Source organism: Bacteroidota bacterium, assembly GCA_016195025.1.
GTDB lineage: Bacteria > Bacteroidota > Bacteroidia > Palsa-948 > Palsa-948 > Palsa-948.
Window position 1 is genome coordinate 1 of sequence record JACQAL010000047.1, and the last position, 12,267, is coordinate 12,267.

General features: G+C 37.2%; 10 protein-coding genes. 6 read left to right on the forward strand and 4 right to left on the reverse strand.

Annotated features, from left to right (window positions below; translation table 11 throughout):
- Positions 1–579, forward strand: a 579-nt coding sequence (locus HY063_09650) for a hypothetical protein (GenBank protein ID MBI3502047.1), incomplete at its 5' end; no start/stop codon positions are given.
- A gap of 3 nt (positions 580–582) precedes the next feature.
- Here HY063_09650 and HY063_09655 read toward each other — a convergent pair.
- Positions 583–2,535 (reverse strand): tetratricopeptide repeat protein, encoded by a 1,953-nt coding sequence (locus tag HY063_09655; protein ID MBI3502048.1) that lies wholly within the window; start codon positions 2,533–2,535, stop codon positions 583–585.
- Between the two features lie 40 nt (positions 2,536–2,575).
- On the opposite strand from HY063_09655, the gene HY063_09660 reads away from it, so the two are divergent.
- Entirely contained in the window at positions 2,576–3,082 is a 507-nt protein-coding gene (locus tag HY063_09660; protein MBI3502049.1) for a phosphoribosyltransferase, read from the forward strand.
- A 69-nt stretch (positions 3,083–3,151) separates the two neighbouring features.
- Positions 3,152–5,287, forward strand: coding sequence for a cadmium-translocating P-type ATPase (gene cadA, locus HY063_09665; GenBank protein ID MBI3502050.1), 2,136 nt, complete (start codon positions 3,152–3,154; stop codon positions 5,285–5,287).
- Here the strand turns inward: cadA and HY063_09670 are convergent.
- Positions 5,280–6,083 carry a class I SAM-dependent methyltransferase gene (locus tag HY063_09670; protein MBI3502051.1) on the reverse strand — a complete coding sequence of 268 codons (804 nt, stop codon included), beginning with the start codon at positions 6,081–6,083 and terminating at the stop codon, positions 5,280–5,282. The two genes, cadA and HY063_09670, sit on opposite strands and share 8 nt — an antisense overlap.
- A 105-nt stretch (positions 6,084–6,188) precedes the next feature.
- Between HY063_09670 and HY063_09675 the strand changes: the two genes are divergently transcribed.
- From HY063_09675 to asnB, 3 genes are read left to right on the forward strand one after another with little or no spacing between them, the layout of a single operon-like run.
- The gene (locus HY063_09675; GenBank protein MBI3502052.1) at positions 6,189–7,352 is read left to right on the forward strand and encodes a glycosyltransferase; all 1,164 of its coding nucleotides are present in this window, start codon (positions 6,189–6,191) and stop codon (positions 7,350–7,352) included.
- On the forward strand, positions 7,345–8,625 hold the full coding sequence (locus HY063_09680; GenBank protein MBI3502053.1) for a polysaccharide biosynthesis C-terminal domain-containing protein: 1,281 nt from the start codon (positions 7,345–7,347) through the stop codon (positions 8,623–8,625). Before HY063_09675 ends, HY063_09680 begins: the two co-directional genes overlap by 8 nt.
- A 3-nt stretch (positions 8,626–8,628) precedes the next feature.
- The gene (asnB, locus tag HY063_09685; protein MBI3502054.1) at positions 8,629–10,650 is read left to right on the forward strand and encodes an asparagine synthase (glutamine-hydrolyzing); all 2,022 of its coding nucleotides are present in this window, start codon (positions 8,629–8,631) and stop codon (positions 10,648–10,650) included.
- Here asnB and HY063_09690 read toward each other — a convergent pair.
- The gene (locus HY063_09690; protein MBI3502055.1) at positions 10,640–11,377 is read right to left on the reverse strand and encodes an SGNH/GDSL hydrolase family protein; all 738 of its coding nucleotides are present in this window, start codon (positions 11,375–11,377) and stop codon (positions 10,640–10,642) included. The two genes, asnB and HY063_09690, sit on opposite strands and share 11 nt — an antisense overlap.
- Positions 11,370–12,257, reverse strand: a complete 888-nt coding sequence (locus HY063_09695) for a hypothetical protein (GenBank protein ID MBI3502056.1) — start codon at positions 12,255–12,257, stop codon at positions 11,370–11,372. The genes HY063_09690 and HY063_09695 overlap by 8 nt, the downstream gene beginning before the upstream one ends.
- Between the last annotated feature and the right edge of the window lie 10 nt (positions 12,258–12,267).

Consider the following 12,267-nt stretch of genomic DNA (forward strand, 5'->3'; position numbering starts at 1 on the left):
AAGTTTGCGCTTTTGCGCGCCTATTCCATAGGGAAAACCAAAGGCGCTGACGATTACGAAAAAGCATTGCAGGGTGTGATGGCAAAATATCCGAAAGACCCCGCCAAGGCAAAAGCGCAGGAACTGTTAGACCACCTGAAAAAAATGAAAGAAGCCCCTGTTGATACTTCCGCGAAAAAAGACACCGTGAAACAATCGCCCTATGCGTATAAAGACAGCGCGGAACATTACTGCATCATTATTCTTCCGGCAAAAAAAATGAACGCGGAAGATTTTAAAATCCGCGTTTCAAATTTCAACGCGGAATATTTCCGCAACAGCGATTTGAACGTGAGCAATGTGTTATTAGACATGGAACGCCAGGTTATTGTGGTGAAAAGTTTTCCGCTGGCAGGCAAAGCAAAGGACTATTACGATTTGGTGAACCAGGACGCCAAAGTGTTTAAAGATATTTCTCCGGAAGAGTACAATGTTTTTCCGATTTCTGCCGATAATTACATTGTCTTTTACAAAGAGAAAAACAGTTCCGGGTACGAAAAGTTTTTTATAGAGAACTACAAGAATAAAAAGGAGGAATAGGTTTTATTGCTGTTTAAATTTCGGGTCTATCTTTTCCGCTGCCTGAAAATATTTTTCCGCATTCGCTTTATCGCCCATGTTCTGATAGGTAATGCCAATGAAAAAATACGCGCGGGCATTATCGGGCGCATAGGTAATGGCATTCTGAAAACTTGAAATGGCTCCGGTATAATCGCCCATCGTGCCCTGCACGCTTCCGAGGTTCATGTAGGCATCTGTAAAACGCGGGTCAACTGTTAGCGCTTCCTGAAACTTTTGTTTTGCTTCGGCATATTTTTTCCATTCAAAATAAACCGTGCCAATGTTGTTCAGCGTAATGGCATCGGCTGGTTTTAATTCATTTGCCTTGTTATAATTCTCAATTGCCTTTTCATAATTTTTCATGCGGTAATACGCCACTCCCATTTGCGTGTAGGCGCTTGAAAATGAGGGAAGAATTTTTGCCGCCTTTTCCAGTTCAGCAATTCCTTCTTCATATATTTTTTTCTTCTTCTCCGCATCTTGTTCTGTTTCTGCAACCACTTTCACTAATTCAAGCCCGAGGTAGTAATGCGCCTTCACGCTGTTGGGAACAAGAGTTACATCGTGAGAGTAAAGCGTGTAATTATCTTTCCAGTCGTAATTTCTTGACCATGTTTTATACGAAAAGAGAATCAGAATTACAAGCAGCGGATAGAGTTTCCGGTTTCCGGTTTCTATTTTCAGATTTTCCATCCTGAAAAATTTCACATACAGAACCGAAATGCAAATGCAAAATCCGAGCGAAGGAAAATACATCAGGCGGTCGCCCATGGAAGTGCCGATGAGGAGAACAAGATTGGAAAAAAGAAAAACGGTAACCAGGAAAAATAAAATTCCGAAAGAGAAGTGAGAAGTAAGAAGTGAGAAGTGAGATTTGTCCTGAAAAGATTTTATTAAAATAAAAGCTGCATATATTCCAATTCCCGTATAAAATAATAAAGAGAGAATCGAAAACATATTTCCCATTTCCACCACCGGAATCTGGTTAAAGGAATAATCGTACGAAAGCGGATGGGGGAAAAATAATTTTATAACATATAATCCAAGAATGTAAAACGCAGTGCCGGTATGCGCGCTGAAAGTTTTTGCGCCCGCAATAACGTTATCCGCTATGGAAACCGAATCGTCTGCCAGCGCGCCTTGCAAGACCTTTGAACGAATGGCAAGATAAATTCCTGTAACAACCACTATGGGAATCATAGTCACAAAATTTTTTTTCAGCGGAAGTTCCCGGAAAAAATACAATGCGATGGGAAGAATAACGAGCCAGGTAATGGCGGTTTCCTTAGAGAGAAATGCAAGAAACAAACAAAGCGAAGAGTAAAATAAAAATTTCTTTTTCGCTTCATCCGTAAACTTCAGGGCAAATCCCAAACTTGAAACCGTAAATAAAAAACAAAGTATCTCATCGCGGCTTTTAATATTGGCAACCACCTCCACATGCAGCGGATGAACAATGAATAGAACCGAAGCAATAAATGCAAGGGCTTCACTTTTTTCCACAGAAACCAGCCGGTGAGAAAATAATCTGAGCAGTGTAAGAAAAAGTAAAAACCCGGTGAGCGCATACAGCATGCTGTTTACAAAATGGCTTACGCCCGGCTTGTCAGGAAAATAATTCCACTCTGCTGCGAAAAGCGCAAGCGACAGCGGGCGGTATAAACCATCCTTCACCGAAAGATAACCCTGCCGGTACGATGTTTTAAAAATTTCCGGAATGGCGTGAATGCCCTGCCGCACAATATTGTTTTCTTTGATTACTGAAAAATCATCGAGCACATAGCCGTGATGCAAGGTGTTTGTGTAAAGAAGAAATCCCAGCGCTGCAATAATTAATCCAAGCGTCCACCGTCTTTTTTTCTCAATGGTGGATGGCTGCTTTATCCCCCTTTGTAAAGGGGGCTGGGGAAATTTTGTTTTTTGTTTTTGCTTCATTCCAAAACGAAAGTAGTAATTTCATATCTTCGTTTTCACAATGAGTTCCAAAACGCTAATATTAAGTTCCCGCCAGGTTCAGCAGCGCATTGACCGCATGGCGTACCAGATTTATGAAAACAATCATCTGGAAAAAGAAATTATCATAGCGGGAATTGCAAAGAACGGCTATTTGCTCGCGGAGCGGATTTCAAAAAAGCTGGAAGAAATTTCTCCGCTGAAAATAAAACTTTCCGAAATCATTATAAACAAAAAAAATCCTCTTTCAGAAAAAATAAAAGTAAACCTTTCTGAAAATGACGTGAAAGGAAAAGTGGTAATTATTGTGGACGATGTGCTGGAATCCGGAAGGACCATGCTCTATGGCATTGACCCGTTCTTAAAATATTCCGTGAAGCGCCTCAGCAGCGTGGTGCTCGTTAACCGCGACCATCATTCTTTTCCTGTGAAAGCCGATTATGTCGGCATTTCTCTTGCCACCACCATGCAGGAACATATTTCGGTGGAACTGAACGGAGGAAAAAATGACGCGGTGTTTTTATCCTGACGAGTATCAGAAATTCTGTTCATTTTCTTTTTTTACTTTACTTTCTGAATCGTCTACATTTGCTTTGCTATGGAAAAAAATAATACGCTGAACATTGAAGGGATGACGTGCGCCCATTGCGCCATGACGATTACAAAAGTATTAGAGAATAACGGAGCAGAAAATGCAACGGTGAATTATGCAGCAGGCGAAGCAAGTTTTCATCTACCAGACCAAAACAATCTTCAGAAAATTATTTCAGGAATTTCAAAAGCGGGGTATAAAGTGGTGAGCGAAGAAACCGTTCATGCACACGAACACACAATATCACGGGTAGAAAAATATTTTCTTTTTACTCTTCCGCTCACCATCGTACTTTTTTTATCGCACATGATTTTTCCCGATGAATTTATTCTGAACAATCCGCTGATTCAGTTGGCAATTTGTTTTCCTGTTTTTACCATCGGGTGTCTGCACTTTGGAAAAAGCGCATGGAGTTCTGTGAAAGTTGGCGCGCCCAATATGGATGTGCTTGTAATGCTTGGCTCGGGCGCGGCATTCGTATATAGTGTCGTTGGAATTTTTCTCTTCTATGGAACCAGTGAAGTTCATAATTATCTTTTCTTTGAAACGGCTGCCACAATTATCACGCTTATTCTCCTGGGAAATGTGATGGAACACCGTTCCGTGAAACAAACCACCAGCGCCATTGGCGAATTAAGCAAACTGCAAATTACCACTGCAAAAAAAATTATGCTGCACAATGGAAAAGAAATGATTCACGAAGTTTCTGCAAAAGAAATTTTAACAGGCGATGTATTGATGGTAAATACCGGAGATAAAATTCCTGTGGATGGTGCTGTCCTTTCCGGAAATGCATCTATAGATGAATCCATGATTACCGGTGAAAGCGTTCAGGTTGAAAAATCAAAAGGCGATAAAGTTATTGGCGGAACAATTGCCGCAGAAGGGAATATAAAAATGCTTGCGGAAAAAATAGGGAAGGAAACTGTTCTCTCAAAAATTATTGAAATGGTGAAAAGCGCGCAGCAAGCCAAACCTAAAATTCAAAAACTCGGAGATAAAATCAGCAACATTTTTGTTCCGGTTGTGTTGGTGATTTCTGTTCTTACCTTTTTAATTTGTCATTTTGTTTTTGATGTTAATGTTCAAAAATCTCTGATGAACAGCATTGCCGTGCTGGTAATTTCCTGCCCGTGCGCTATGGGGCTTGCCACTCCAACTGCGGTAATGGTTGGAATCGGACGCGCTGCAAAAAATGGAATTCTCATCAAAGGCGGAAGTTCTTTGGAAGAATTTGCAAAGACAAAAAATATTGTGTTTGATAAAACAGGAACGCTCACCAACGGAAAATTTAAAATAAAAAATATCCATTCGCTGAATGGAGTTTCAAAAGAAGAAATTGAAGCAATACTTTTTAAACTTGAACAGCATTCTTCCCATCCCATTGCAAAATCAATAGTTCAGGAATTGAAAACAAAAAACGTACAATCAAAAACTTTTTCTGATATAAAAGAATTAAAAGGAGTTGGCGTGGAAGCAAAAACAAATGATGGAATTATTTTTAAAGTTGGTTCTTTTCGTATTGCTTCTGAAATAACCAAAGACGATTCTCATTCTTTGTATGTAGTTAAAAATAATTCGCTGGCAGGTTATGTGGATATTGAAGATGAAATTAAAACGAATGCAAGAGAAACAATTTCTTTTTTGAAAGCGAAAAATATTTCTCCTATTCTTCTCAGCGGAGACAGAAAAAACAGCTGCGAGGCAATTGCAAAAAAATTGGGAATTGAAAATATTTACAGCGAGCAGTTGCCCGAACAGAAACTTAATCTGATTGATTCATTTTCAAAAAAAGAACATACAGCAATGGTGGGCGATGGTATCAATGATGCTCCGGCATTAACGAAAGCCACCGTGGGAATTTCCATTGGTAACGCCACGCAAATTGCCATTCATTCTTCGCAGATAATTTTGTTGAACGAAAAAGATTTGCAGCAACTGCAAACGGCTTACCTCATAAGCAAACATACTTTGAAAACGATAAAGCAAAATCTTTTTTGGGCTTTCTTTTACAATGTAATTGCAATTCCAATTGCCGCTGCCGGATTTCTGAGCCCGATGATTGGCGCTTTCGCCATGGCATTTTCAGATGTGATTGTAATAGGCAACTCCATCCGCCTCAAAACCAAAAAACTCAATTGAGTTTTTTGGTTTCTATCTTGATTGCAAATTTTTTATCCGGCTTGGCGGGCGAATGAAATTCTTTTGAAATAATATTTTCTCTGATGAAAATTGCACATAATGTATTTGAAACGTGATAAAGATTGTTTCGGAATTGTTCAGGAATGCCATCCAGAATTCCCGCTAAAACTTCATAGCGGATTGTTTCAGGAGAATGCGCGTAATCGTGCCAAACCACCATGGATTTTTCATGAATTAAATTTCTGAAAACTTTCTCCGTATCATTCTTTACATATTCATAATGATGGTCGCCATCAATAAACAGGACATCAAATTTTTCATTGAGTTCAGAAAAATCATACTTAAATGTGTTTCCATGCAAATGCAAAATATTTTTTTTGTCTTTGGAAAAAAAGGAGTGCAATTTAATCTCTTCTTCAGTAATTTTTCTTTTGCGCAATTCTTCTTTAGAGAGGTCAAATGTAACGCACTTATCTGCAATTGTTGAAACATTCATTGCGCTTTCCCCGCGCCAGGTGCCGATTTCAAAATAGTTGCAGCGTTCAAATTTTTTACAGAGAGCTTTCAGAAGCGCCATATCGGTGGGAAGCGAACTTCCGTCCAGGAAAGCAAGTTCAACGGTTTCTGAAAAGCACGGAATCAAATCATTTATTTCAACAAGCGGTAAATTTTTTATCTTATATTTTTTCTCAATATATTTTTTCCATTCGGCATCATCGGATAAAATAGTATTCAGAAGCCAGGGATTTTTTATTGCACTTACAATTGCTTTAACGGCTTTACGGATTTTCTTCATATTTTTACGGAGCAGAAATATTTTTTGTAAAAATATAAATAATAGCACTGCTCTTTTGAATCTATCCGCGTTCATCACTCTTTTCTTTTCCGCGGCAATTTAAGTATGGAGAACAGAAAAAAAATTTTAGTGCTGGCAAGTTGGTATCCAGGCAGAGTGGAACCATATTTGGGAAGTTTTGTTCAGCGCCAGACGGAAGCAGCTGCACTGTATGTGCAAATGTGTGCTCTTTATGTTGCTTCTGATGATAGAATGAAAAACAATTTTGAAATTGAATCGAAAACGCTCAATGAAGTTTTTACTGTGAATGTGTATTATAAAAAAACAAAAAACATTTTACAGAGAGCTTGGAGATTTTTAAAAGCGCATCTTCTCGGTTGGAAATATATTTTACTTCATTTCGGCAAACCGGATTTGATTCACCTGAATATTTTATGGCCCGCAGGAATTTTTGCTTATTACCTGAAATTATTTTCCGGAGCGAAATATATTCTCACCGAAAACTGGACCGGATATCTTGCAAGTGACGGAGCGTTTGAAAGAAGCAGCGCCCCGAAAAAATTTTTAACGGGAATAATTTCCCGCGCAGCAGAAATAATTACTCCTGTCAGCATAGATTTGAAAAATGCAATGGAGAAACATCATTTAGGTTCGCGGTTTGAAATAGTTTACAACGTAGTGGATACTTCAGTATTTTTTCCTGCTGCGATTTCAAATAAAGAAGATAGGTTCACGTTCCTGCATGTGTCAACCACGCTGGATGAACAAAAAAATGTTTCAGGAATTTTGCGCGCTGTAAAAATGCTGTCACAAAAAAGAACTGATTTTATTTTGAAAATTGTAAGCGAGAAAGATTTTTCTTTTCATGAAAAAACAGCTGCTGAATTAGGAATTTTAAATAAATATGTTTTTTTGAAAAATGCCAAGCCGCTCACGGGTGTTGCTGAAGAAATGAGAAAGGCGCATAGTTTTGTTTTGTTTTCTAACTATGAAAATCTTCCGGTAGTAATTCTGGAAGCGATGGCAAGCGGATTGCCGGTTATTTCTTCTACAGCAGGCGGTGTGCCCGAACATATCAAAGAAGAATATGGAATGTTGATACAGCCAAAAGACGAATACGCACTATGCAATGCCATGAAAAAAATGCTGGACGAGCGGAAAAATTACGATTCAAAAAAAATACGGGAATATGCAGTGGAAAATTTCAGTTATGAAAGCGTGGGAAAAAAATTTGAAATGATTTACCGGAAAGCAATGCGCAATGATTAAAAAAATTATTTCCACTATTTTTTTCCGGGGAATTATTGCCGGGTTAAATTTTTTTCTTGCCATACTCACCACGCAATATCTCGGTCCGAAAGGAAAAGGCGATGTGAGTTTATTCGCGCTGAATCTTACCATTGTCCAGTTGGTAAGCAATTTCATCGGAGGTCCCTTTTTGGTTTATCTCGTTCCGCGAAAAAATAGTATGCAACTGCTTTTAATTTCTTATGTGTGGGCAGTAATCATTTCCTTTATTGTTCCGGTAATCCTGTTGAATTTTTCTTTGCTCGAGAAAGAAAATTTTCTTCAGCTCGTAATCATTTCCATAATTTTTTCTTTTGTTTCCATTAATACGCAAATCATGACCGGGAAAGAAGAAATAAACAAATACAATTTCACTTCTCTTATTCAGGTTCTTGTTTTGATTGCTGCTTTTTTATTTTATATTGAATTTTACGGGATGAAAAATCTTTCCTCCTACATTCATGCTTTGTATTTTTCCACGGCAACAGCATTTGTGGTTAGTTTATTTTTCATACTAAAATATTTTGAAAAAATTTCATTGCAAAATATTTTAGAAACTTTTTCTGAAGCAATCAAAAAAGGATTTGTGTTGCAAAGCAGTGCCATTGCCCATATGTTCAATGCGCGTTTGAGTTTTTATTTTCTTGACCACTTTCATTCCGGAGGAAGAGAAGAAGTGGGAATTTATTCTGTGGCGGTGTCAATAGCAGAAGCCGTCTGGCTCATAGCGCAAAGCGTTTCGCTTGTACTTTATTCAAGAATTGTGAATTTATCGGATATTGTTAAATCCCGTCAACTGACTGTGGCATTAATCAAAATTGTTTTTGTCTGCACAATTATTTTCACATTCATTTTGCTCGTGCTTCCATCTTCACTATTTGCATTTGTATTCGGAAGCGGCTTCGAAGAAGTAAAAATAATTTTGTTTCCGCTCAGCGCGGGAATTATTATTTTATCGGCTGGAATAATTTTGAGTTCTTATTTTGTCGGAGTAGGAAATCCTAAAATATGCGTTATCGCTTCTTTCATCGGTTTAATTGTAACAGTAGTTTTGGGAATTATTTTGATTCCGAAATATGGAATGACAGGCGCTGGAATTACGGCAAGTATTTCCTACTCTGTGAGTGTTGTTTACCAGTTATGGAAATTTATCAGCGAAACAAAAGAATCCAGATTGAATGATTTTCTGTTTACAAAAAAAGATATTGAACTTGTTTCTGTCGAACTGAAAAATATTTTTTCTTCCGGTCAGTAATCTATGTGTGGAATAACGGGAATTATAAATCTCAAAGGAGAAGTTACAGACATGCATCGCTGTGTGCAGGCGATGACAGATACGCTTCGCCATCGCGGTCCGGATGGAGAAGGTTTTTTATTCCAAAGCGATTCGGAAATTATTTCTGCTTATGGAAAAGATACGCCTTCCGCTGTTATTAGTTCTTCATTAAATTATTCTCCTGATGTTTCAATAGAAAATATTTCTCAAAAGAATTTTCAGTTTGTCCTCGGGCACCGCAGATTATCCATTATTGATATTTCTGCAGCAGGACATCAGCCCATGTGCGATGTGCAGAAAAAAATATGGATTGTTTACAACGGAGAAATTTATAATCATATAGAACTTCGGGAGGAATTAAAGCAAAAAGGATTTTCATTCAGAACCAATACCGATACGGAAGTGATTTTGCAATCGTATTTACATTGGGATTCTGATTGCGTGAATCATTTCAACGGAATGTGGGCTTTTGTAATTTTTGATTCGCGTAAAAATATTTTGTTTGGCTCGCGGGACAGAGCAGGGGTGAAGCCGTTTTATTATTACAAAGACGAAAAAGTTTTTGCCTTTGCTTCCGAGCAGAAAGCATTACTGAAACTTCCCTATGTAAAAACAAGTATTAATCGAAAGGCAGCGGCAGAATTTTTAGCAGGCGATATTCAATATATTGAACTGGGAGAGGAAAACATGTTCAAAAATATTTTTGAAATTATGCCTGCTCAGAATTTTGAAATGGATTTGCATTCAAAAAAAATTAGAAAATGGAATTACTATTCTTTGAAAGCGAACACAAATTTTTCTTCATTCAATGAAAATAAATTTTTGGAATACAGAAATGAAACCGAAAAACTTTTTACAGATGCAGTAAAACTTCGCTTGCGTTCTGATGTGCCGGTAGGTTCTTGTCTCAGCGGTGGAATTGACAGTTCTGCCATTGTGAGTGTGATGGGAAAATTAATTTCTTCAGGAGAAAAAGTAAACCTTGGAGATAAGTTGAATGTTTTTACGCTGAAGTTTGATGAAAAAGAAATTGATGAAAGCCACTGGGCAAAATTTGTTGTGGAGCAAACAAATGCAGAATGGAATTTAGTTTCTCCTACCGCCCGGGAATTGTTGAAAGATTTTCAGGATTTAAATTATGCGCAGGATATTCCGGTTTGCTCTACGGGAACGTACGGTCAGTTTCAACTGATGAAACGCGCAAAAGAAAAAGGAATCAAAGTGATTCTTGACGGACAAGGTGGAGATGAATTATTTGGCGGATATCTTTCTTACGCTGTTGTTTTCTGGAATGAACTGCTCCGCAAATTCCGGTTCGGAAATTTTATTTCTGAAGTTTCTGCGAATGGAAAATCATTTTTCAATCTGAAAGAGATTGCAAAAAATTTTCTAAGGCAAAATTTTATTTCAAAGTTACCGCCTGCCGTGCGGCAAAGTATCTATCAAACGCGCTACAAGCATTATAATTATTTATCACCGGATGTTATTGCAGAATATCTTAACGGGGGCGAAATGCAGTCGGAAATGTTTGTAAAAAAATCAAAAGATGTAAATGAAGCTTTGCTGAAAGATTTTGTAAATGCGCGACTGAAAATGTACCTGAAATATGAAGACCGTTCTTCCATGTGGCATTCCATTGAAGCGCGCACTCCTTTTGCCGATGACCACCGGCTGGCGGAATATGTTTTCAGCATGCCCGGCTCTTATAAAATTCATAACGGCATTACTAAATATTTGCTGCGCGAGGCGATGAAAAGTTATTTGCCGAAAGAAATTAAAGAGCGAAAAGATAAACTCGGATTTGTTACACCCATTGATAAATGGATGACGGAAATAAAAAATGATTGCATGGATTTGTTAGATGATTCGGTAAAGGATTTTATTGATGTAAAAAAAATAAAAAGCAATCCGGAAATTTTTTTCAGTATTGCCAATCATGCCGATGGCGTGCGGGTGTTTCGCATTATTAGTTTTGCGGTATGGAAAAAATTATTTAACCTTTGAAAATTTCTTTTGCGATTAATTCGGCAAGTTGTTTATGCCCCGCGACATTAAAATGAATCTTGTCTTCTTCAAAATAATCCGCAGAAATTAAATTTATATCGACAAATCTTATCTGATTATTATGGCAATATTTATTAAAGTATGCGGTTGTCCATTTACATATTAAACTTCCCATAATTGATTCAGGATTTTTAGGCGGAGAAATGACAACAATTTTTTTTCCTTTTCTATTGCAAAATGAATGAATTTCCTTTATTTGTTTTGTTAAATATTTCATTGCCCAACTATGCAGTCCGATTAAAATTCCTGCAATGATATTCAAATCCCGCAACTCAAACTTTTTTCTTTGAATAATCTGAAGTGGCTCGGTACGCTGATGCTCTGATAGTTTTCCCTTCCATTTTAATTCTCTGTTATACAAAGCCGGATGAAGCGTTCTTCCGGTTTTTTTACCTTGCAAATCATATTTTATTATGGGCTTGTGCAACGGCATAAGCGGGAAAGGACGAATAAATAAAAACAGCCAATCAGGATTTTTTTCATCCACGAATTTTCTCGAACACTCAACCAGCTGGTCGTAAGAAAAATATTGCTCCAATAAAATTTGATTGTTTATTTTCTCTTTCCCCAGCAAGTAAGAAAACATAGAATAATACAAATCGTTTCTCTGAATTCCCTGCTGACGGTTAATGCATCCGCCTAAAAAACCAATTTTTAATTTATCCATTCTGTCTTTTTTTGAGAAGCAAATATTCTTGCGGAGTAATAATCCGGTTGTTTTTATCAATCGCGAAACTTCTTCCTTTCAATTTGTTTTTTATAAACTCGGAAACATGCTTCGCATAAATCCCTTCTTCACCTCTAAATTTATTTTTATCATCGGGTTTACTCATTAGCATTTGAAAATAATTTGTTTGAATTTTATGCAAAGACATCAGGCCGAAATTTCTGCAGCAAAAAGCTGACAAGATGCTAAAAGAGTGGTGAAGACAATTTACATCGGGAATGTTAGCGTAAGGACTGTTTCCAAAACTGATTTTATTTTTTTCTATTATAGATATAAGGGGCTTAACAATTTCCCAGTAAGCAGAAGAATTTTGCTCAGCGATTGGATAAGTATCGGTATCTAAATGGTAATCATAGTTGCCGAAGAATATAAATTCGATTTTACTTCCTTCTTGTGTGTTCAGAATTTTATCAATGCATTCAATGCCTTTTCTTGTTTCAACGATTAAATTCAGATTAAGACTGCGGTCAAATTCATCGCAGAAAAAATTAATTTCTTCTTTGTTTTCTACTTTTGGAATAAAAACACTTTCTATTTTATCTTTTACCAGTAGCAAAATTTTTTTATCTCTTTCAAATTCTTTTCCGAGTAAATTGTTTATCCTTAAACTGAATTTTCTGTTTATTCCTGCTATAATCGCCAGCAAATCTTCTCTCGCTTTTTCTTTCAAGGCAGAATTGAATTCAGGATTTTCAATATCCTGAATGCTGTCTTCAATGTCAAGCAATATTTTGCAATTTTCAGGAAGCGATTTTATTAAACGAATTGTCGGAACCGGTTTATAGGCAGGGATGCATTGAAAAAGAATTGCCGAAGACATTTGAAATAAA